The organism is Methylibium sp., assembly GCF_035762065.1.
Lineage (GTDB): Bacteria > Pseudomonadota > Gammaproteobacteria > Burkholderiales > Burkholderiaceae_C > Methylibium.
The window spans coordinates 27,982-50,776 of the sequence record NZ_DASTPW010000034.1 but is presented as its reverse complement, the minus strand read 5'-3'; the positions used below and the strand labels follow the sequence as shown (position 1 = coordinate 50,776).

At 70.9% G+C, this 22,795-nt stretch carries 12 protein-coding genes; 8 read left to right on the top strand and 4 right to left on the bottom strand.

Going from position 1 to position 22,795, the window contains the following annotated elements; genetic code table 11:
• Nucleotides 1-153: 153 nt before the first annotated feature.
• Nucleotides 154-1,335 carry a methionine adenosyltransferase gene (gene metK / locus VFR90_RS09125; RefSeq protein ID WP_326405805.1) on the bottom strand — a complete coding sequence of 394 codons (1,182 nt, stop codon included), beginning with the start codon at nt 1,333-1,335 and terminating at the stop codon, nt 154-156.
• Between the two features lie 204 nt (nt 1,336-1,539).
• On the opposite strand from metK, the gene VFR90_RS09120 reads away from it, so the two are divergent.
• Together VFR90_RS09120 and VFR90_RS09115 are read left to right on the top strand one after the other, a co-directional pair.
• Complete coding sequence (locus VFR90_RS09120; RefSeq protein ID WP_326405804.1) at nt 1,540-2,433, top strand: lysophospholipid acyltransferase family protein; 894 nt, start codon at nt 1,540-1,542, stop codon at nt 2,431-2,433.
• Complete coding sequence (locus VFR90_RS09115) at nt 2,433-3,305, top strand: lysophospholipid acyltransferase family protein (protein WP_326405803.1); 873 nt, start codon at nt 2,433-2,435, stop codon at nt 3,303-3,305. The genes VFR90_RS09120 and VFR90_RS09115 overlap by 1 nt, the downstream gene beginning before the upstream one ends.
• A 10-nt stretch (nt 3,306-3,315) precedes the next feature.
• On the opposite strand, the gene VFR90_RS09110 is transcribed toward VFR90_RS09115, so the two are convergent.
• Entirely contained in the window at nt 3,316-4,044 is a 729-nt protein-coding gene (locus VFR90_RS09110) for a glycosyltransferase family 25 protein (protein WP_326405802.1), read from the bottom strand.
• 72 nt (nt 4,045-4,116) lie between these two features.
• Here VFR90_RS09110 and VFR90_RS09105 point away from each other — a divergent pair, with 72 nt between their 5' ends.
• Nucleotides 4,117-4,728 (top strand): PA14 domain-containing protein, encoded by a 612-nt coding sequence (locus tag VFR90_RS09105; protein WP_326405801.1) that lies wholly within the window; start codon nt 4,117-4,119, stop codon nt 4,726-4,728.
• Between the two features lie 26 nt (nt 4,729-4,754).
• Here the strand turns inward: VFR90_RS09105 and VFR90_RS09100 are convergent, their stop codons facing one another.
• Nucleotides 4,755-5,621 carry a DUF1996 domain-containing protein gene (locus VFR90_RS09100; protein ID WP_326405800.1) on the bottom strand — a complete coding sequence of 289 codons (867 nt, stop codon included), beginning with the start codon at nt 5,619-5,621 and terminating at the stop codon, nt 4,755-4,757.
• A 447-nt stretch (nt 5,622-6,068) separates the two neighbouring features.
• Complete coding sequence (locus tag VFR90_RS09095) at nt 6,069-7,772, bottom strand: DUF1996 domain-containing protein (RefSeq protein WP_326405799.1); 1,704 nt, start codon at nt 7,770-7,772, stop codon at nt 6,069-6,071.
• Nucleotides 7,773-8,574: 802 nt separating this feature from the next.
• Here VFR90_RS09095 and VFR90_RS09090 point away from each other — a divergent pair.
• The 5 genes from VFR90_RS09090 to VFR90_RS09070 are packed head-to-tail and all read left to right on the top strand — an operon-like array spanning nt 8,575 to nt 22,683.
• Nucleotides 8,575-13,260: a MupA/Atu3671 family FMN-dependent luciferase-like monooxygenase gene (locus tag VFR90_RS09090; protein ID WP_326405798.1), complete on the top strand. Its 4,686-nt coding sequence runs from the start codon at nt 8,575-8,577 to the stop codon at nt 13,258-13,260.
• 15 nt (nt 13,261-13,275) lie between these two features.
• On the top strand, nt 13,276-19,893 hold the full coding sequence (locus VFR90_RS09085; RefSeq protein WP_326405797.1) for an SDR family NAD(P)-dependent oxidoreductase: 6,618 nt from the start codon (nt 13,276-13,278) through the stop codon (nt 19,891-19,893).
• Nucleotides 19,894-19,910: 17 nt separating this feature from the next.
• Nucleotides 19,911-20,990 carry a glycosyltransferase family 2 protein gene (locus VFR90_RS09080; RefSeq protein WP_326405796.1) on the top strand — a complete coding sequence of 360 codons (1,080 nt, stop codon included), beginning with the start codon at nt 19,911-19,913 and terminating at the stop codon, nt 20,988-20,990.
• A complete protein-coding gene (locus VFR90_RS09075) occupies nt 20,987-21,715 on the top strand; it encodes a 4'-phosphopantetheinyl transferase family protein (RefSeq protein ID WP_326405795.1) in 729 nt (242 codons plus the stop codon). The genes VFR90_RS09080 and VFR90_RS09075 overlap by 4 nt, the downstream gene beginning before the upstream one ends.
• A complete protein-coding gene (locus VFR90_RS09070) occupies nt 21,712-22,683 on the top strand; it encodes a glycosyltransferase family 2 protein (protein WP_326405794.1) in 972 nt (323 codons plus the stop codon). Before VFR90_RS09075 ends, VFR90_RS09070 begins: the two co-directional genes overlap by 4 nt.
• Nucleotides 22,684-22,795: the final 112 nt, after the last annotated feature.

The window sequence follows — 22,795 nt, the reverse complement described above, 5'->3', positions numbered from 1 at the left end:
GGGGCGTGGAAGCGAGCTTCGAGCCTAGGCAGGCGATGCCGGGACTTTCGGAGATGCGAAGCCGGATCGGGCTCCGCAGAAACGACAAGGCGACCCGGAGGTCGCCTTGATGGAGAGGTCGCGGAAGGCCGAAGCGCTTCGCTCCTGCCGGGCTTACAGCCCGGCCGCAGCCCGCAGCGCAGCCGCCTTGTCCGTCCGCTCCCAGCTGAATTCAGGCTCCTCGCGCCCGAAGTGGCCGTAGGCCGCGGTCTTGCCGTAGATCGGCCGCAGCAGGTCGAGCATCTGGATGATCCCCTTCGGCCGCAGGTCGAAGTGCTCCGCGACCAGCTTCGAGAGCTGGTCGTCGCTGATCACGCCGGTGCCTTCGGTGTAGACGGTGATGTTCATCGGCCGCGCGACGCCGATCGCGTAGGCCACTTGGATCTGGCACTGCCGTGCCAGGCCGGCCGCGACGATGTTCTTCGCGACGTAGCGCGCCGCGTAGGCCGCCGAGCGATCGACCTTGCTCGGGTCCTTGCCGCTGAAGGCGCCGCCGCCGTGCGGGCAGGCCCCGCCGTAGGTGTCAACGATGATCTTGCGGCCGGTCAGGCCGCAGTCGCCCTGCGGGCCGCCGATGACGAAGCGGCCGGTCGGGTTGATCAGGTACTTGGTCTCCTTCAACCATTCCTTCGGGAGCACCGGCTTGATGATTTCCTCGATCACCGCCTCGACGAAGCTGCCCTTCATCTTGGTCGGCGTCTCGCTCTGGTCGGGGCTGTGCTGGCTCGAGAGCACGACCGTGTCGATGCTGTGCGGCTTGCCGTCGACGTAGCGCATCGTCACCTGGCTCTTCGCGTCGGGCCGCAGGAAGGGCAGGCGGCCGTCCTTGCGCAACTGCGCCTGGCGCTCGACGAGACGGTGCGCGTAGTAGATCGGCGCGGGCATCAGCTCGGGCGTCTCGTCGCAGGCGTAGCCGAACATCAGGCCCTGGTCGCCGGCGCCGGTGTTGAGGTGATCGTCGCTCGCGTGATCGACGCCCTGGGCGATGTCGTTGGACTGCTTGTCGTAGCAGACCATCACCGCGCAGCCCTTGTGGTCGATGCCGTACTCGGTGTTGTCGTAGCCGATGCGCTTGATCGTGTCGCGCGCGACCTGGATGTAGTCGACGTGCGCGTTGGTCGTGATCTCGCCGGCGAGCACCACGAGGCCGGTGTTGGTCAGCGTCTCGGCGGCCACGCGGCTGCGCGGGTCCTCAGTGAAGATCGCATCGAGGATCGCGTCCGAGATCTGGTCGGCCACCTTGTCGGGGTGACCTTCGGAGACGGATTCGCTGGTGAAAAGGAAGTCGTTCGCCACTGTCTAAACTCCATCGGTTGTTGCAACTCGCGTTGCCGATCGGGGAGGAAGCGGCGAACGCTTTAGCGGTTTGTTGAGCGCGTCTTGATCGACCGATCTTGATGCAGCCCGGCGGCCGTGGAGTGCCGCGATCGCCCCGCAAGTAGTTCCTTAACTCGGCGACGCCGCGATTCTAGCGATGCACCTCAAGCCTCACGAAGCCGGATGAGCGGCGCCCTGCCCTTGGTGCTGATCGCCGCGTTGCGGATGTTGTCGAGCTGGCCGCTGCGCTTGCTGCATGCGGTGGGCGGGCCGCTCGGCTGGCTGGTCTACCTCGCCTCGCCGACCTATCGCCGCCGCTTCCGCGCGAACGCCGCGCAGGCCGGCGTGCCTTGGCCGAAGGCGCGCGAGGCGATCGGTGCGGCCGGAAGGATGCTCACCGAGCTGCCGACGCTGTGGCTGCGGCCGGTTCAAGCGCCGCTGCCGGTGGCGGTCGGCTGGGAAGGCGGCGAGCTGATCGAGCAGGCGCAGGCCGCGGGCCGGGGCCTCGTGATGCTGACGCCGCATCTCGGCTGCTTCGAGGCGATCGGGCAGTCCTACGCGCAGCGCTACGGCGCCGGCCGCGGCGCGATGACGGTGCTGTACCGGCCGGCGCGCAAGCCCTGGCTGCGCCCCCTGGTCGAGCAGGCGCGCCGGCGGCCCGGGCTCGACGCCGCGCCGGCCACGCTGGCCGGCGTGCGCCAGATGCTGCGTGCGCTGAAGCGCGGCGAAGTCGTCGGGCTGCTGCCCGACCAGGTGCCGCCCGAGGGCCTCGGCGTCTGGGCGCCGTTCTTCGGCAAGCCGGCCTACACGATGACGCTCGCGGCGCGGCTGGTGCAGCAAAGCGGCGCGGCGCTGCTCGTGGTGTGGGGCGAGCGCCTGCCGCGCGGTGCCGGCTACCTCGTGCGCGTCAGCGATCCGGGCGCGCTGCCGGCCGATCCGGTCGAGGCCGCGAGCGCGATCAACCGCGCGATGGAGCGGCTGATCCTGCAGTGCCCCGAGCAGTACCTGTGGGGCTACCACCGCTACAAACAGCCGCGGCGCGACGGGCCGGGCGCCGCGCCGGGCGAGGGCGCCTGATGCGGGCGGTGCTCGTGCTGCTCTGGCTGCTGCACTGGCTGCCGCTGCCCGTGCTCGCCGCGCTCGGCCGGGGGGTGGGGCGCGTCGCATGGTGGCTGGCCGGCTCGCGCCGCCGCATCGCGCTGCGCAACCTGGAGCTGTGCCTGCCCGCGTGGAGCGAAGCAAGGCGCGTGGCGCTGGCGCGCGACCACTTCGGTTGGCTAGGCCGCAGCATCTTGGAGCGTTCGCTGCTCTGGTACGCGTCGCCGGCGCGGCTGAAGCGGCTGATGCACATCGAAGGGCCGGTCGACTTCGCCGACACGCACGCCGCGCCGGTGATGTGGCTGGCACCGCACTTCCTCGGGCTCGACGTCGCCGGCGCGGCGATCCAGCTGTTCATCGCGCGGCCGGGCTCGTCGATCTACCAGGCGCAGAGCAATCCGGTCTTCGACGCGGCACTCAAGCGTGCGCGGCTGCGTCACGGCAACGCGAAGATCTTCGCCCGCAACGAGACGGCCAAGCCGCTGATCCGTGCGATCAAGGAAGGCGCCGGCTTCTTCAACCTGCCCGACATGGACTTCGGTGCGAAAGACGCCGCCTTCGTGCCCTTCTTCGGCGTGCCGGCGGCGACGCTGCTCGCGCCTTCGCGGATGGCGCGTCTGCTCGGCATGAAGGTGCAGCCGGTGATCGCCGAGATGCTCCCCGGCGGCGCCGGCTGGCGCGTGCGCTTCCACGAGCCCTGGCCGGATTTTCCGACGGCCGACGCCGAGGCCGACACCGCGTGGATGAACCGCTGGATCGAGCAGCGCATCCTCGAGAACCCGGCGCAATACCTCTGGGTCCACAAGCGCTTCAAGACGCGCCCGGCCGGCGCGTCCTCGCTCTACCGCTGAAGTCCGCGGTTCAGGCGACGCGGCTGGGCTTGAGCTTGCGCAGGCCGTCGACCACGTCGCGCACCAGGGGCACGCGGTCGTACCAGGCGAGTTCGTGCACGTCGGTGCGCGAGGGCCGCTCGTAGCCCATCTGCTCCGCCGCGAGCAGCACGAGCCGCTCGGGATGCGCGCGGCGAAACCAGTTCAAGGCGCCGTCCACATGCATCGGCCCGCCCTCGGGATGGCCAGGCGCGCGGTTCATCATCAGCGTGAGGTGATCGGCGGCGGCGGCGATCGCATCGCCCTGGAAGGCCATGAACTGCGTGTTGACGAGGCGCGTGGTCGGCTCGGCGCGGATCACGAGGCCGCTGGGCGCCGGCGCGCCTTCCGGGGCCAGGTAGGTGCCGTAGAACATCGACCAGGGCTGTGCGTCGAACTCGCCGCGCATGCTCTCGAGCACTTGCACGAAGTCGTCGGTGAAGTCGAGGTCGTCTTCCCAGACCAGCACGCGCTTAAGGCCGAGGCGCTGGGCTTCGCGCAGCACGCCGAGGTGGCTCATGAAGCAGCCGCGTGCGCCGAGCGTCGGGAAGTTGCCGGGGCCGTCGGGCCGCACCGCGTCGAAGACAGTGATGCGCGGCCACTCGAGCGACAGGCCGATGCGCCGCAGCTGCTCGTCCATCTCGCGCCGGCGGTCGGTTCGGTGCGCGAGGTTGATGACGAAGATGCGGTCGAACTGTTCGAGCGGATGCGGTGTCGCCAACAAGATGTGTCCTTTGGCATCGAAGGCCCTGGTGCGAGCGGGATGATCGCCGACGGCGCCGATAATTCCCCGATGCGATCCGATGGTGGACCCAGCGGCGAGCGACGTGCCGCCACCCTGTGCGCGCTGACGTGCGCCACGGTCCTCGCGGCCTGTGGCCCGCAGTCCAAGACGGCGGTGCCGACACCGGCCAGCCTTGAACCCAGCAGCCAGCGTGCCGAACTTTGCAGCGCGGCGAATGTCGTCGGCGTCGGCCTGCAGGCGCAGTACTTCGCCGAGCCCGGCTGGAGGGGCGAGCCGCTGCTGACGCGCACCGATGCCGCGGTCGACTTCGCCGGCAGCGCCGATCTTCCCGAATCGCTGCGAGCGACGCCGCCGCGCTCGATCCGCTGGAGCGGCTGGATCAAGGCGCCGACCAACGGCGTCTACCGCTTCCACGTGCAGCCGGCGCAAGCACGGGTGCTGGTCTCGCGCGCCGACGTGCATGCCGATGCGCCTGATGCCAAGGGCTTGGAGATGGTCGCCGGCCGCTTCTACCCGATCACCGTCGAGGTCGATGGCCTCGATGCCGCGCGACTGCCGGTGCGCCTGGAGTGGACTGCGCCGCACGGCGCGCGCTACGTGATCCCCCGGGCGCTGCTGAACCTGCCGACCGAGACCGTCGCGCCCCCGCGCAGCGGCTGAGTGCCGGCGCGCCGGGGCCAAGCGGATCAGTAGATGATCCGGCCGTCGCCGACGATGTGCGAGCCGCCCGACAGGCCGAGGTTGACGATCCGCGAGACGAAGGTTTCCATCACCTCCTGCTCCCAGCCGTTGACCCAGTCGCCGTGGCCGGAGCTGCCGGCCGGCGCGCCGTCGATGTCGCTCGACAGCCGCCAGGTGCTTGCGCCCGATGCCGGCACGTCGTACTTCACGTGGTACGACACCTGCGGAAGCATCACAGGGTGGCTTGCCGGGCAGCGCCCGCCGCTCGGGTAGACGACGTGGCTGCGGTGATCGGGGCTGTCGAGGTTGCGGCCGTCCCAGCATTGCGGGAACTCGACGATCTGCCACAGCTCGCCGCCCGGACAGTTCGGGATGGTCGGCGAATCGCCGCTGCCGTTGTGACACGAGTAGTACATGTGCCGCTGCGCGACCCGGCTCTTCGAGTCGCCGCCGATCATCCGGAAGCCGGCCGGAAAGGGCTGCACCGAGCCGTTCAGCAAGGTGCCGAGCAGGTAGCCGGTCTTGTAGTAGACGTCGATGTCCGAACGCGGCTGGATCGGGCGGCCGTCGCGGGTGTCGATCATCGCAGGCACCCAGTAGCTGCTGCGATTGACGATGCCGCCGCGGCAGCTGCTGCCGCCCGAGGTGCGGATCGACTCCGGCGTGCTGTTCGCGTCGGTCGCGGTGTTGCCGAAGAACACGTGCAGGTGCGTGGCGTTGCGCTGGCCGGGATAGACCAGCGGATCGTCGAAATTCATGTGGCTGTAGTCGCACACCGTCCGGAAGGCGCCCATGCCGTCGGGGTCACGGTACGGCGTGTCGCCGCGGAACTGGATGCGGCGGTCGGTCGCGCCGGGCTTGGCGGCGGGCACGCGCGCGGCGTCGACGTAGGTCGTCGTGCCGCCAGCGGACGATCCGCCGGAAGCGGATCCGCTCCCGCCGCTCCCCCCCGAACCGGACCCAGCACCGCCGCTCGAGGCCGGGGCCGCGATGCTGCTTCCTGCATCGCTGCCACCGCCACCCCCACCGCCACCGCAGGCGGTCAACAGAACCGCCACGGCACAAACCGAGATGCGACCGATCAAGGGTGAGCGCGACTTCAACATGGGCAAGCGTAGAGCCTGAAGAAGCCGCCGAGTATGCAGGCATGCTCGTTGCCAACCGGTGGCGTTTACCGGTCGTCACACACCGGGCGCAAGGCGTTGCAACCAGTCGCCGGCATTGCGTCACGCGCGCCGGGTCGCATGTGCATTCGCCAATGAAGACGGCGCGTGGCGGTGACCCGCCGCGCGCCGTCTGGATCGGCGCTCGACCGTCGATCAGTAGATCGTGCGACCGTCGCCGACGATGTGCGAGCCGCCCGACAGGCCTTGCCGGATCACGCGGGACACGAAGGTCTCGAGAACATCCTGTTCCCAGCCGTTGACCCAGTCGCCGTGGCCCGAGCTGCCGGCCGGCGCGCCGTTGATGTCGCTGGACAGGCGCCAGGTGGACGCGCCGCTCGACGGCACGTTGTACTTGACGATCATCGTGATCTCCGGCGTGTGCACCGGGTGCGTGGACGGGCAGCTGCCGTTGCGCGCGTAGACGATGTGGGAGCGGTGGTCGGGGCTGCTCAGGTTGACGCCGTCCCAGCACTGCGGGAATTCGACGATCTGGCGCAGCTCGCCGCCGGCGCAGTTCGGGATGCCGTTGGCCCGGCTGCCGTTGCACTCGAAGTAGGCGTGCTCCTGCTGGACCTGGCTCTTCGAGTCGCTGGCGATCATGCGGAAGCCGACCGGGAAGGGCCGCACCGCCGCGTTCTGGCCGAACAGCCCGTAACCGGTCTTGTAGTAGATGTCGGCGTCGGCCGCCGGGCGGATCGGCGCGCCGTTGCGGGTGTCGATCACCGCCGGCACCCAGTAGGACGAGCGGTTCACGATGCCGCCGCGGCAGCTGCCGTTGCCGCTGCTGCGGATCGACTCCGGCGTGCTGTTGCCCGTGACTGCCGTGTTGCCGAAGAACACGTGCAGGTGCGCACGGCCCGGCTGGCCGGGGTAGACCAGCGGGTCGTCGAAGTTCATGTGGCTGTACTGGCACACCGTGCGGAAGGCGCCCATGCCGTCGTGGTCGCGGTAGGGCATCTCGCCGCTGTTGTTGATGCGGCGGTCCGCCGAGCCGCCGGCCGCCCCGGGAATCAGCGAGGCAACCACCGCGGTGATTGCGCTGGTGACCGACGGCGCCGGAGCCGGAGCCGGAGCCGGCGTGGGCGCCGGTGCCGGAGCGCTGGTCGGCGCGGGCGCCGGGGCGGGTGAAGCGGTCGGCGCAGGAGTCGGGGCAGGCGCGGCGGGTGCCGGGGCGGGGGCCGACATCGCGACCTGGCAGACCTTGTTCCGACCGACGGCAGGATCGCCGAAGGTGGCGTTGCTGCAGTTCCAGCTGCTGGCCCCCAGGCTGCGCGTCGCGAAGTTGCCGTCGACGCCGTAGCGCACGGTCGAGGTCTTCGTGAGGTTGAACGAACCGCCTTCCTGCGCGACCTGCTGCCAGGTTGCGGTGGTAGGCGAAGGCACGGGGCTCGGTGCCGGGGCGGCCGAGCCGTCGCGGTTGACGGTCACGGCGATCGAGCGGGTGTTGCCGGCGACGTCTTCCGCCGTCAGCGTGATCACGTTGCTGCCGGACTGCAGCTGGATGCTGCCGATCGCCCAGGTGGCTTGGCGCGGGCTGCCGGAAAGCGCGGCGCGGCCGCTGCCGCCGCGGTCGTTGCTCCAGCTGACGCGGTAGACCGCCGCGTTGTCGGTGATCGTGCCGCCCAGCGACACGGCGCCCGACAGGCTGATGCTGCCCTGCGTCGTGACCGTCAGCGCAGGCGCGGTCGAGTCGCCGTTGCCGACACGGACCCGCTCGGCCTGGCTCAGTTGCTCGGCTTCGGTCAGCGTGATCGAGGCGGCATCGGCCGGCACTTCATCGGTCGAGGATGAGCCGCCGCAGGCAGCCACCAGCAGGACGGTCACGGCTTCGGCCACCGCAAGACGCGCAAATTTCATCGTTCACTCCACCTGTTCCGTTGCGAGGGCGGCGACCGATGTCGGCACCGCGCGAAGACAGGGGGTGGACGCTCGAAGGACTCTCGAACTCGGGGGTTCTGCCCCCGCCACCCGCCTTGCTGGCTGCGACTGCCCGACCGGAGCGCGGCGAAGCGCATGGGTCTGGCAGTGCGATGGAGTGCACTGTCGGTGGGTGGGCGCAGGGGGCCGTAACGGGGCTGCGACGATGTAACGGCGGCGCTGACGCAGTGCAGCAACCGGCCGGGCGTTCGGTTGCGGGCGGACGGTCGAGGCGACGACCCCCTGGAATCGGGGGGGAACCGGTGTGAGGCGGTGACTTGGCGGGCTGTAGTCGCGCGCCTACGTACCGCGATGCGGGCGGCCGTTCGTGTGGCAGTTCGCGCCTGCAACTCGACGCACTTCTTGCAGGTGAAGCAAGGCCGAACGAAAGTTACAAATCGAGCCCCTCGAAGCAGGGTTGACAGCGCCTAGACCGAGCGAAGTCGCTTCACGATGCGGGACGGTCTCCCCCGCGAAGCTTGCAAACTTCACGGCGCGGCGCGCAACCAACGGCCGTACCCGAAAAGCGGGGGAGGCGCCTCGTGAAGCGCCACGAATAATTCGCCTCGCCCGGCGCGTGCCGAAGTTCGCACGCATCGGTCCGGGGGATGCGGCCGGTTCGCCGGCAGCGGTAACCAGATCAACGACGATGTCGAGCGCCGTCGAGGGTCGGGCGCTCGAGCCATGCGGCCTGGCCTTCGTCGTGGCGCTCGCTCGCAGTCCCGTTCACCCAAAGGCAAGCATGACTACCTCCTGGCGTTGCGTTCTCGTCGGCTCCGAATCCTTGCTGATCCAGTGTGCGCAGACACTCGAGCAGCGCGGCCATCAAGTCGTCGCCGTGGTGAGCCAGCGCGTCGCGATCCGCAAGTGGGCGGCCGAGCGCGGCATCCGCCTGCTGCGCGATGCGAAGGCGCTGGTCGCCGCGACCGATCTGCAGCCGTTCGACTGGCTTTTCAGCATCACCAACCTTTCGGTGCTGCCCGAAGCGGCTCTGGCGCTACCGACGCGCGGCGCGATCAACTTCCACGACGGCCCGCTGCCGGAGTACGCCGGCCTGAACACGCCCGTCTGGGCGCTGCTCAACGGCGAGGCCGCGCACGGCGTGACGTGGCATGCAATGACCGCCGAGGTCGACGCCGGCGGCCTCTACATCCAGCGGCGCTTCGACATCGCCGCCGGCGAGACCGCGCTCACGCTCAACACCAAGTGCTTCGAAGCCGGCATCGACAGCTTCGAGACCATGATCGACGGCCTCGCCTCCGGGGCCTTGCAAGCCGTGCCGCAGGCCGAGCCGCTGGCGCGCTACTACGGTCGCAAGGACCGGCCCGCCGCGGCCGCAGCGCTGCCGTGGTCGCAAGGGGCCGAAGCCTGTGCGACGCTCGTGCGTGCCCTGGACTTCGGCGCGTATGCCAACCCGGTCGCCAGCGCGAAGGCCGCGGCGAACGGGCAGGGCGTGATCGTCCGGGAAGTCGCCGTTGCCGAGGCCGCGAGCACCCTGGCGCCCGGCACGGTGGTCGCGATCGACGAGGCGGCGATCACCGTCTCGACTTCGACGCACGACCTTCGCCTCCTGCGTATCGAGCAGACCTGTGGCGCGGCGTTGAGCGCGCGGGAAGCGGCCGTGAAGCTCGGGCTCTCGGTCGGCGCGCGCTTCGATGCCGTTGACGGCGAGGCGGCCGCGCGGCTGACGCGGATCAATGCCGCCGTTGCCACGCACGAAGGCTTCTGGCAAGCGCGCCTCGAGAGCCGCGCGCCGCTGGAGCTGCCGCAGATCGACCGCAGCGTCGCGGCCCGCGGCGTCAAGCGGGGCTCAGATCTTGTGATCGGCACGAAGGCCGACGCCGCCACGCTGGTGGCAGCGCTGGTGGCGACGCTCGCCCGCCTGGCCGACAAGGACGCCTTCGACCTCGGCCATGCCGACGCGCATCTGCGCAGCCTGACCGACGGCTGCGCGCCGTGGTTTGCGACCCAGGTACCGCTGCGCGCGTCGATCGACTTTGCGCAGCCGTTCTCGCGCCTGTCGGACGCGCTCGCCGCCGAGACCGCCGAGCTGCACAAGCGCGGCAGCTTCGCGAACGATCTGGTCGCTCGCGTGCCCGAGTTGCGCGCGCAGGCGCTGGCCGGCGATCCGCGCGTGCTGCCGGTGGCGGTGTGCGTCGTCGAAACGCTCGCCGACGCACACGCGCTTGCGCGCAACGAGCTGCTGGTCGCCTTCACCGCCGACGGCACACAAAGCCGCTGGCTGCACGACGAAGCCCTGCTGCCGGCGGCCACCGTCGCGAGCCTGCAGGCCAGCTTCGCCACGCTGCTCGCCGCCGCCGTGGCCGACGGCTCGCGCAGCGTCGCCGAGCTGCCGCTGCTCGACGCGCCGACCCGCGCGCTCGTCATCGACCGGTGGAACGCGACCGACGCGCCAAGCCGCGCGGGGGTCTGCCTGCACCGCCTGATCGCCGAGCAGGCACAGCGCACGCCGGACCGCGCCGCGGTGATCTGCGAAGACCGGCAGATCAGCTACGCCGAGCTCGACCGCCGCTCGAACCAGCTCGCGCGCCGGCTGCATGCGCTCGGCGTCGGGCCCGACGTGCTCGTCGGCCTGGCCTGCGAGCGCTCGGTGGAGATGATGGTCGCGCTGGTCGCCATCCACAAAGCCGGCGGCGCCTACGTGCCGCTCGATCCGAGCTATCCGAAGGACCGCGTCGCCTACATGCTCGAGGATTCGAAGGCTCAGGTGCTGCTGACCAACGAGCGCGCGCTTTCCGACTTGCCCAAGCACCGCGGCGCGGTGCTGTGCGTCGACCGCGACTGGCCGCAGATCGCCAAGGAGTCGGCCGAGCCCTTCGACGGCGGCGCCGAGCCGCAGCACGTCGCCTACACGATCTACACCTCGGGCTCGACCGGCAAGCCCAAGGGCGTGATGGTCGAGCACCGCAACGTCGTCAACTTCTTCGAGGGCATGGACCGGCACCTGGGTTCAGACGAACCCGGCGTCTGGCTCGCGGTCACGAGCCTGAGCTTCGACATCTCGGTGCTCGAGCTCGTGTGGACGCTCACGCGCGGCTACAGCGTGGTCGTGGCGACCGGCGAGGACCGTGCCGCCGCAGCCCCGGTGCGCGGGCCGAACGCGCACAAGCCGATCGACTTCAGCCTCTTCTACTTCTCCAGCGACGAATCCGAAGGGGTCACGAACAAGTACCACCTGCTGCTCGAAGGCGCGAAGTACGGCGACGCCCACGGCTTCGCCGCCGTGTGGACGCCGGAGCGGCATTTCCACGCCTTCGGCGGCCTGTACCCGAACCCGTCGGTGACGAGCGCCGCGATCGCCGCGGTGACGCAGCGCATCGGCATCCGCGCGGGCAGCGTGGTGCTGCCGCTGCACCACCCGGCGCGCATCGCCGAGGAGTGGTCGGTCGTCGACAACATCTCCAACGGCCGCGTCGGCATCTCGTTCGCGTCCGGCTGGCAGCCGAACGACTTCGTGCTCAAGCCCGAGAACTTCGCGAAGAACAAGCAGGTGATGCTCGAAGGCATCGAGACCGTGCGCAAGTTGTGGCGCGGCGAGGCCTGCAGCTTCCCCGGCGCGACAGGCAACGCGGTGGAGGTCAGGATCCTGCCCAAGCCGGTGCAGAAGGAACTGCCGGTGTGGGTCACGGCCGCGGGCAACCCCGAGACCTTCGCGGCGGCCGGGCGCCTCGGCGCGCACATGCTGACCCACCTGCTGGGCCAGAGCATCGAGGAGCTCGAAGGCAAGCTCGCCACCTACCGCAAGGCCTGGAAGGACGCCGGCCACGCGGGCGAGGGCTACGTCTCGCTGATGCTGCACACCTTCGTCGGCCCCGACGAGCAGGCGGTGCGCGCCAAGGTGCGCCAGCCGCTGATCGAATACCTGCGCAGCTCGGTCAACCTGATCCAGCAGTACGCCTGGAGCTTCCCCGCGTTCAAGAAGCGCGAAGGCATGGACACCTCGGCGCAGGCCGTCGACCTGCAAAGCCTCGGCAAGGACGAGATGGACGCGCTGCTCGAACACAGCTTCGAGCGCTACTACGAAGGCAGCGGCCTGTTCGGCACGCCCGAGCAGTGCGCGGCGATCGTCGACAAGCTCAAGGGCATCGGCGTCGACGACGTCGCCTGCCTGATCGACTTCGGCGTCGACTCGGCGTCGGTGCTCGAACACCTGCCGCATCTGTCGGAGGTCCGCAAGCTCTCGCTGCCGCCGCGTGCCGCGGCCGGCGACTACACGATGCCCGCGCTGATGAAGCGCCATGCGGTCACGCACCTGCAGTGCACGCCGTCGATGGCGCGCATGCTGGTGATGGACGAGGCCGCAGCCCCCGGCATGAAGTCGCTGAAGCGGATGATGGTCGGCGGCGAGGCGCTGCCCGCATCGCTCGCGAAGGACCTGACGAAGGCCATCGGCGGCACGCTGATGAACATGTACGGCCCGACCGAGACGACGATCTGGTCGGCCGTGCACGCGGTGCAGCCGGACGAGCCTGCCATCCCGCTCGGCCGGCCGCTGGTCAACCAGCAGATCTACATCCTCGATCGCCGCCAGCAGCCGCTGCCCGCGGGCACGCCGGGCGAGCTGGTGATCGCCGGGGCCGGCGTCGTGCGCGGCTACCTGCACCGCCCCGAACTCACCGCCGAGCGCTTCCTCGCGAACCCGTTCCGCCCGGGCGAGCGCATGTACCGGACGGGCGACCTGGCGCGCCAGCGCGCCGACGGCACGCTCGAATTCCTCGGCCGGCTCGATCATCAGGTGAAGGTGCGCGGCTACCGCATCGAGCTCGGCGAGATCGAGGCGGCGATCCTGTCGCACCCGAGCGTGCTGGAAACCGTGGTCGTCGCACGCGAGGACACGCCGGGCGACACCCGCATCGTCGCCTACGTGACAGCGGCGCAGGGCCAGTCGCCGAAGGCGGCGGAACTGCGCGAGCACCTGAAGGTCGGACTGCCCGACTTCATGCTGCCTTCGCACTTCGTCACGCTCGCCGCACTGCCCCAGACTCCCAACGGCAAGATCGATCGCAAGGCGCTCCCCGCCCCCGAGGCCGACCGCGCCGCCGTCGCGCAAGAGGCCGCGGCCTACGTGGCGCCGACCGGCGACCTCGAGGAAACCATCGCTTCGATCTGGCGCGACGTGCTCAAACTCGACGAAGTCGGCACCCGCAGCAATTTCTTCGATCTCGGCGGCCACTCGCTGCTCGCGGTGCAGACGCACCGGCGCCTGAAGGAGGCGCTGCAGCGCGAGCTGTCCATCACCGACATCTTCCGTTTCCCGACGATCGCCGGGCTTTCGGCCTATCTTTCGCAGGCTGGCGCCGACGAGGGCGCCGCGGCGAAGCAGGGGCAGGACCGGGCCGCCGGCCGCCGTGCCGCGATGGCCAACCGGCGCGGCGCGCGCCAGGCCGTCAGCGCCGACCGTGAGTAAAACCAAGTGAGCAGCATGACCGACGACCCGAACGACAACCCCGGCTTCGACACCGACATCGCCGTCGTCGGCATGGCCGGGCGTTTTGCAGGGGCACGCAACCTCGCCGAGTACTGGCACAACCTGCGCAACGGCATCGAGTCGCTCACCACCTTCACCGACGACGAATTGCTCGCCGCGGGCGTCGATCCGGCGCTGCTGGCCGATGCGAACTACGTCAAGGTCGGCGCGGTGATGCCCGACATGGAGCAGTTCGACGCCGGCTTCTTCGGCTTCAACGCGCGCGAAGCGTCGATCATGGATCCGCAGCACCGGCACTTCCTCGAGTGCTCGTGGGAAGCGCTGGAGAACGCGGGGCACACGCCCGAAAGCTTCAAGGGCTCGATCGGCGTCTTCGGCGGCTCGGGGCACAACGCCTACATGCCGCTGAACCTGATGACGAACCCGAAGCTGATGAAGGCGGTCGGCTTTTTCCTCGTGCGCCACACCGGCAACGACAAGGACTTCCTCACCACCCGCGTCTCCTACCTGCTCAACCTCAAGGGCCCGAGCGTCAACGTCCAGACCGCCTGCTCGACCTCGCTGGTCGCGATCCACACCGGCGTGCAGAGCCTGCTGAACCGCGAATGCGACATGGCGCTCGCCGGCGGCGTGACGATCGAGATGCCGCACCGCCACGGCTACCTATATCAGGAGGGCGAGATCCTCTCGCCCGACGGCCACTGCCACGCCTTCGATGCCGATTCGCAAGGCACGGTGTTCGGCAGCGGCTGCGGCGTCGTCGTGCTGCGCCGGCTGGCCGACGCGCTCGCCGATGGCGATCACATCCACGCGGTCATCAAGGGCTCGGCGATCAACAACGACGGCTCGGGCAAGGTCAGCTACCTCGCGCCCAGCGTCGACGGCCAGGCGCAGGCGATCGCCGAAGCACTCACGCTTGCGGACGTGCCGGCCGACAGCGTCACCTACGTCGAGGCGCACGGCACCGGCACGCCCGTGGGCGACCCGATCGAGATCGCCGCGCTGACGCAGGCCTTCCGCCAGACCAGCGACGCGACGGGCTACTGCGGCATCGGCTCGGTCAAGTCCAACATCGGCCACACCGACACCGCGGCCGGCGTCGCGAGCTTCATCAAGGTCGCGCTCGCGATGCAGCACAGGGAGCTGCCGCCGACGCTGCACTTCAAGTCGCCGAACCCGGCGTGCGATTTCGACAAGAGCCCCTTCGTCGTCAACCACGCGCTCAAGCCGTGGACGCCGCCGGCCGGCGTGCCGCGGCGCGCGGGCGTGAGCTCGCTGGGCGTCGGCGGGACGAACGCGCACATCGTGCTGGAAGAAGCGCCGAGGCGCGGTGCCTCGGGGCCGTCGCGGCCGTGGCAGTTGCTGCAGCTGTCGGCGAAGACGCAGACGGCGCTCGATGCGAACACCGCGGCACTCGTCGATCACCTCAAGTCGAATCCGGGCCTGAACCTCGCCGATGTCGCCCACACGCTGCGCGTCGGCCGCCAGGCGATGAAGCTGCGCCGCGTGGTCGCCGTGCGCGGCGATGACGACGGCGCCGACGCGATCGCCGCGCTCACCCACGTGCCGGCGCCGAAGGAGCCGGTGCGCGTGCACACCGAGGCCGCGCTCGAAGGCACGCCGCGAGCCGTCGCCTTCATGTTCGCCGGCGGCGGCGCGCAGCACGCCAACATGGGCCTCGACCTGTACCGCAGCGAGCCGGTCTTCAAGGCCGCGGTCGACGAGTGCCTGCAGATCCTGCTGACGCAGGTCAAGACCGACATCCGCCCGGTGCTGTTTCCCGCCCCGGGCCAGGAGCTGGTCGCCGCCGAGCAGCTCGCGCGGCCCTCGCTCGCGCTGCCGGCGCTGCTGACCATCCAGTACGCGCAGGCCAGGCTGTTGATGAGCTGGGGCGTCGAGCCCGCCGGGATGATCGGCCACAGCATGGGCGAGTACACCGCGGCGCATCTGGCCGGCGTGTTCAGCCTGGCCGACGCGCTGACGATCGTCGAGCTGCGCGGCCGGCTGTTCGAGACGCTGCCCGAAGGCGCGATGCTCAGCGTGCCGATGGGCGAGGCGCAGTTGCTGCCGCTGATGGCCGAGGTCTCGGGCGAGCTGTCGATCTCGGTGATCAACGGCCCGAAGATGACGGTGGCCGGCGGGCCGGTCGCGGCGATCGAGGCCTTGCAGGCGAAGCTTGCCGAGCAGGACGTGGAAGCCGCGCGGGTGCGCATCAACGTCGCGGCCCACTCGTCGATGCTCGAGCCGATCCTCGCGGAGTTCGGCGCCTTCTTCCAGCGGGTGAAGATGAGCGCGCCGGTGCGGCCCTTCGTCTCCAACCTCTCGGGCACCTGGATCACGCCGGCCGAAGCCACCGACCCGCAGTACTGGGTGCGCCACCTGCGCCACACCGTGCGTTTTGCCGACGGCCTGCAGGAGCTGCTGAAGGACGACACGCGCGTGCTGCTCGAAGTCGGCCCCGGCCGCACGATGGCGAGCCTGGCCCGCCAGCATCCGGCGCGTGCCGCGCAGCAGCCGGTGCTCAGTTCGATGCGGCATCCGGACGAGGCCGTCGACGACCAGGCCTACGTCCTCACCGCGCTCGGCCGGCTCTGGGCGCTGAACGCGGGCATCGACTGGGACAAGTTCAAGGGCAGCGAAAAGCGCCTGCGCGTCGCGCTGCCGACCTACCGCTTCGACCACCAGCGCCACTGGGTCGAGCCGGGCCAGGGCGCCGGCGTCGTCGCCGCGGCCGACCGCTCGCTGCACAAGCGCAAGGATCTCGACAGCTGGTTCTACCAGCCGGTGTGGAAGCGCAGCGCGTCGGTGATCGCGCGGCCCGATCCGGCCGAGGCCGCGAAGCGGCACACGCTCGTCTTCGCCGACGGCTCCGCCTTCACCGCCCGCCTCGTCGAGCGGCTGCGCGACGAAGGCCAGCCGCCCACGCTGGTGCGCGTGGGCAAGACCTACCGGCGCGAGGAGGCCGGCCGCTACACCATCAACCCCGCGGTCGCGAGCGACTACGACAAGCTGATCGCCGCGCTCGTGGCCGACGGCCGCGCGCCCTCGCGCATCGTTCACGCCTGGACGCTGACCGGCGCGAACCGCCCGCCCGCGACGCTCGCCGCCGCGAAGGAGATGCAAGAGCTCGGCTTCTACAGCCTGCTGCGTCTGGCGCAGGCCATCGGCCGCGAGGACCTGAGCGAGGACCTGCACCTCGTCGTGCTCAGCGACCATTTGCAGCGCGTCGCCGGCGAGACCGATCTCGTGCCGTCGAAGGCGACGCTGCTCGGCCCGGTCAAGGTGCTGCCGAAGGAGTTCCCCAACCTGCGCTGCACCAGCATCGACATCGATGCGCCCGCGCCCGGCTCGCGCCAGGAAGCGCTGCTGCTCGACGCGCTGCTGCGCGAGATCGCCACGCCGTCGAACGAGGACGTGCTCGCCTACCGCGCCGGCCAGCGCTGGACGCAAGCGATCGAGCCGGCGCCGATCGCCGCGGTGAGCGATGCGCAGCTGCCGCTGTGGCGCACCCACGGCGTCTACCTGATCACCGGCGGCCTGGGCGGCGTCGGTCTCGCGATCGCCGAGCACCTGGCGAAGCGGGTCAAGGCGAAGCTGGTGCTGATCGGCCGCAAGGGCCTGCCCGAGCGGGCGCAGTGGCCTTCGAAGCTCGCGCAGGCCGCGAGCGACCCGGCCACCGCGCGCCGCATCCGCCAGGTGATGGCGCTCGAGAACCTTGGCGCCGAGGTGCTCGTCTGCGCGGCGGACGTCGCCGACGCGGCGCAGATGAAGGCCGCGGTGCGCCAGGCGCGCGCGCGCTTCGGCACCGTGCACGGCGTGCTGCACACCGCGGGCGTGCTGGCCGACGGCGTCGCGCTGATGAAGGAAGCCTCCACCGCGGCCGGCGTGCTCGCGCCGAAGCTGCTCGGCACGCTGGCGCTCGAGGAGGCCTTCGCCGACGCGAAGCAGCCGCTCGACTTCACCGTGCTGTTTTCGTCGATCAGCGCCTTCGCCGGCCTGGCCGGGCAGGTGGACTACGCCGCCGCGAACGCCTTCCTCGACGCCTACGCGCAAGAGCGCCACTTGCGCGACGCGAGCTACACCGTCGCGATCGACTGGAGCCAGTGGGCGGAGGTCGGCATGGCGGCCGAACTCGCGCACCAGCTCGGCCTGGCGGGCGACGAGCTCGACGAGTCGAACGCGACGACGATCGGCCACCCGCTGGTCGATCGCTGTCTGCTCGACACCCCCGGGGAGCGCGTCTACGCGCAGCGCTATTCGCGCCGCACGCACTGGCTGCTGGAGGAGCACCAGATCCTCGGCGGCGAGGCGCTGATCCCGGGCACCGGCTACCTCGAGATCGTGCGCACCGCGTTCACGCGGCCGAGCGTGAGCGTGAACGGCACGCCGGGCGCCGTCGAGCTGCGCGACGTGACCTTCCTCGCGCCGTTCGCGGTGCGTGCCGGCGAAGAGAAGGACTTGCGGGTGCGGCTGCGTTCGCACGACCCTTCGGGTGCCGGCGAGTTCGCGTTCAGCGTGGTCAGCCGCACGGTCGATGCGCAGGGCCAGCCGCCCGCTCAACCGTGGACGGAGAACGTGCGCGGCAGCGTCGTGGCGATCGACGGCGCGGCGCCGAAGGCCGAGGCCGCGGCGACGATCGCCGCGCGCTGCACGAAGCGCTCGAAGAGCTTCGACGGCTTCGAGCACCAGGCGCACCTGCTGTTCGGCCCCCGCTGGTCGAACATGCGGCGGGTTGACTACGGCGATGGCGAGGCGCTGATCTCGCTCGAGTTGCCGGCCGCCTTCAGCGCGGATCTCGCCGACTTCCCGCTGCACCCGTCGCTGATGGACATGGCGACCGCCGGCGCGCAGGCGCTGATTCCCGGCTTCGACGAGGGCGAGCACTTCTACGTGCCGGCCTCCTACGGCAGCCTGAAGGTCTACGGGCCGCTGACCGCGAAGCTTTCCAGCCACGTGCGCCTGAAGCGCGACGAGGACGCGACCGACGACCTGGCCGTCTACGACGTGACGATCCAGGACGACCAGGGCCGCGTCGTCGTCGACATCGCCGACTTCACGATGATCCGGGTGCGCGACAAGGCGCTGCTGGCGCGCGGTTCGAACAGCGGCGCCGAGGCCGCCCCGGCCGCGGCCAAGCCGAAGGCGATCGCGAACCAGATGCTCGTCGCCGGCCTGCGCGACGGCCTGCGCACCGCCGAAGGCGCCGAGGTGCTGGAGCGCGTGCTCGCCTGGGGCGAGGGGCCGCAGGTCGCGGTGTCGCCGGTCGATCTGGAGGCTTTCCTCGCGCAGCTGAGCAAGCCGCAGCAGGCCGAGGCGAGCGCGGCGCCGAGCGGCGAGGCCGCGGCGAACTGGAAGGCGCCGACCACCCCGACCGAGAAGCTGATCGCGCAGCTGTGGGGCGAGCTGCTGGGGGTCGAGCGCGTCGGCGCGGCCGACAACTTCTTCGACCTCGGCGGCCATTCGCTGCTCGCGGTGCAGGTGATCAACAAGCTCAAGAAGAAGACCGGCAAGCCGCTCGCGCTGACGGCGCTGCTCGAAGCGCCGACGGTCGAGACGCTGGCCGCGCTGATCGAGCCGCCGGGCGCGGCGACGGCCACCGGCGAAGCCGGCGACGGCAAGGCCATCGTCGCGGCGCCGGCCGGCGCGACGCGAAGCCGCACGCTGATCCCGATCCGGCCGGGCGGCGACAAGCTGCCGATCTACTTCGTGCACGACGGCAACGGCGAGACGCTGCTGTACCGCACGCTCGCGCTGCAGTTGCAGGAGGGCCACCCGGTCTACGGCCTGCAGCCCGAGATGCGGCCCGACGGCAGCTTCGTGCAGACGCGCATCGCCGACTGGGCGGCCTCGCACATCGAACAGATCCGCAAGGTCCAGCCGCACGGCCCCTACTTGCTGACGGGACTGTGCGCGGGCGGCGTGATCGCGTTTGAGATGGCGCGCCAGCTGCAGGAGGCTGGCGAGCGCACGCTCTACGTCGGCATCATCGATGCGGCCGACGTGCATGCCGAGGAACGTCGCTTCCACGTCGCGCAGCAGCGCTTGCAGCGCTTCCTCGGCTCGCTGGGCGACGAGGGCGACTCGGCGCTGGCGCGCCTGGGCAAGGCGGTGCCGACGATGCTGCGCAAGACGCACAACCTGGTGCGCTACGAGATGCAGGCGCGGCTGGAACGCATGAACAACGCGAACAAGGTGAAGGCCTTGCGCCATGCGGGCGAGGCCGGCGACTCGGCGGCCGACGAAGCCGAGATCAGCTACCTGAAGCTCTACGAACACGCGCACCTCGAGCATCAGCCGCAAGGCCGCTTCAGCGGTGGCGAGGTGGTGGTCTACCGCGCGATGAAGGGCGACGGCTCGGCGGCCGACGCGCCCTATGTCGAGAAGTTCTCCGACCCGCTGCTCGGCTGGGGCGCGCGCGTCGACGGCTTCATCGAGGCGGTCGACATTCCCGGCGGCCACTCGAGCATGCTGCAGGGAAGCAACGTGACGGTGCTCGCCGAGCAGATGCGCGCGCATCTCGAGCGTGCGCTGGCGAAGGCGGTGCCGCTGCTGCCGGGCAAGCCTTCGTTGCCGGCCGAGCAGCGCACCCGCGACGCCGCGACGATCGACTGATGCCGAAGATGGAAGGGATGAGCGCACGTCGAGACGTGCAGGACGGCGCGAGCGCGCGTCGCGAAGGGCCGGCTGCGACGCGCGCGAACCGCGACGTGCGCGTGGTCATCGTCAACTACCGCACCGCGAAACTCGCGATCGACTGCCTCGCCTCGCTGGCCGACGAGGTCGCGCAGCGGCCCGGCACGCGGGTGGTCGTCGTGGACAACGCCTCGGGCGACGGCTCGGCCGAAGCGATCGCCCAGGCGATCGGCGAGCGCGGCTGGTCGGCCTGGGCCGGCGTGCTGCCGTCCGCGGTGAACGGCGGCTTCGCCTACGGCAACAACCTCGCGGTGCGCGCGGCGCTCGCCGAGCCCGAGCCACCGGCCTGGTTCTGGATGCTGAACCCCGACACGCGGGTCGATCCCGGGGCGCTTGGCGCGCTGGTCGATTTCGCCGAGGCGCATGCGGAAGTCGGCATCGTCGGCAGCGCGCTCGAGAACGACGACGGCTCGGCCTGGCCCTATGCCTTCCGCTTCCCGACGGTGTGGAGCGAATTCGAGGGCGGCGCGCGCTTCGGGCCGCTGTCGAGGTTGCTGCGCTCGCGCTCGGTGCTGCGGCCGATGGGCGACCGGCCGGTCGCCGTCGACTGGATGCCCGGCGCCAGCATGATGGTGCGCCGCGAGGTGTTCGATGCGATCGGGCTGATGGACGAGGGCTACTTCCTCTATTACGAGGAGACCGACTTCTTCCTCCAGGCGCATCGCGCCGGCTGGCAAAGCTGGTACGTGCCGGCGAGCCGCGTGATGCACATCGCCGGCGCCAGCACCGGCGTCACCGGCGAGAAGGTGATGAAGAAGCGCATGCCGGCGTACTGGTTCGAGTCCAGGCGCCGCTACTTCGTCAAGAACCACGGCCGTGCCTACGCGATGCTGGTCGACGCGGCCTGGCTGGTCGCGCACTTGAGCTGGCGCGCGCGCCGCGCGCTGCAGCGCAAGCCCGACACCGACCCGCCGCGCTTGGCCGCCGACTTCGTCTCGCACAGCGCGCTGCTGCACGGAGGCCTGCCGGGGAACGCGGCATTGACCGCGGCCGGCGCGCCGGCGCGCGGGCGATGAAGCCGGCTGCCGCGGCGGCGCCGCCGGCCGCCTGCATGCCGCTCGCCGCGCCGGCGGGCTTCGAGCTGTGGCGCATCGATCTGGCGCAGCCGCTGTCGCGCGACGACCTCGCGCTGCTCGACGAGCACGAGCGCGCGCGTGCCGAACGCTTCGCCTTCGACGCCTCGAAGCAGCGCTACCGCGCCGCGCATGTCGCCTTGCGCCGGCTGCTGGCCGCGCCGCTCGACGCTGACCCGGCCGCGCTGCGCTTCGACTTCGGCGCGCAGGGCAAGCCGCGGCTCGCCGGCCCCGCCGACGCGCCGGCCTTCAACCTGAGCGACAGCGGCGATGTCGCGTTGATCGCGGTTGCGCCGGGCGGCGAGATCGGCGTCGATCTTGAGCTGCTGCGGCCGATCGACGATGCCGCCGAGCTGGCCGCGCAGCATTTCTGCCGCCGCGAGGCCGAGGCGCTGGCTGCCGCTGGATCACGGCAGCGCGACCGCCTGTTCCTGCGCATCTGGGCGCGCAAGGAGGCCTGCCTGAAGGCGATCGGCAGCGGCCTGAGCATCGCCGCGGGCAGCTTCGACGGCGGACGGCTCGACCCGGGCGATGCGCCCGCGCCCCAATGGACGCGCGTGACGATCCCGACGCCGGACGGCGTGCTCGCGGTCGAGGCGACCGAGGTCGACGCCGGCCCTGGCTGCGTCGCGGCCCTGGCGCGGCAGGTGCGCGCGCGCCGCGCATGAGCCTCGGCGAACTGGCGCTGGTCGCGATCGGCCGCAACGAAGGCGAGCGGCTGCGGCGCTGCCTCGCTTCGGTGCAGGGGCGCGTCGGCTGCCTCGTCTATGTCGATTCGGGTTCGACCGACGGCTCGGTCGAGGCGGCGCGCGTGCTGGGCGCCGATGTCGTCGAGCTCGACATGCGCCAGCCCTTCACCGCCGCGCGCGCGCGCAACGCGGGCGTCGCGCGGGTGCGCGAGAAGCTGCCGGGCGTGCGCTTCATCCAGATGGTCGACGGCGATTGCGAAGTCGCCGCCGGCTGGCTCGACACGGCGCGGGCCGCGCTCGACGCCGAGCCGACGCTCGCCGCGGTGCTGGGCCGGCGGCGCGAGCGCTTTCCGCAGGCGTCGATCTACAACCGGCTGTGCGACATCGAATGGACGATCCCGCCGGGCCTGGTGAAGGCCTGCGGCGGCGACGTGATGTTCCGCGCCGAGGCACTGGCGCAAGTGGGCGGCTACCGCGACGACCTGATCGCCGGCGAAGAACCCGAGCTGTGCATCCGCCTGCGCCAGCGCGGCTGGCAGATCCGTTGCGTGGCCGCCGAGATGACCCTGCACGACGCCGCCATGACGCGCTTCGGCCAATGGTGGCGCCGCAGCACGCGCGCCGGCTACGCCTACGCGGAAGGCGCGCGGCTGCACGGCGCGCCGCCGGAGCGGCACTGGGTCAAGCCGCTGAAGAGCGCGCTGGCATGGAGCCTTGGGCCACCGCTCGCGGCGATGGTGGGCGTCGCGGCGTTCGGATGGATGGGGCTGCTGCCGCTGCTCGCCTACCCGCTGCAGGTCGCGCGGCTGGCGCTGCGCGGCGGCGAGGCGCGCGGCGCGCGGGCGCTGTTCCTCGTGCTCGGCAAGTTTCCCGAAGCGCAGGGCGCCTTGCGCTATGCGCGGCTCGCGCTGCTCAAGCGGCGCGGCGGCCTGATCGAATACAAGTAGCCATCGGCCGAAGCGCACCGTCCGCGGGCGGCGGCCGCCGCGGATCCGGCTCCGCCGGGCCGCCAGCGACGCCCCGTTGCAGGGGAGCGGCGAAGCCGCACCGGGCTGGGTC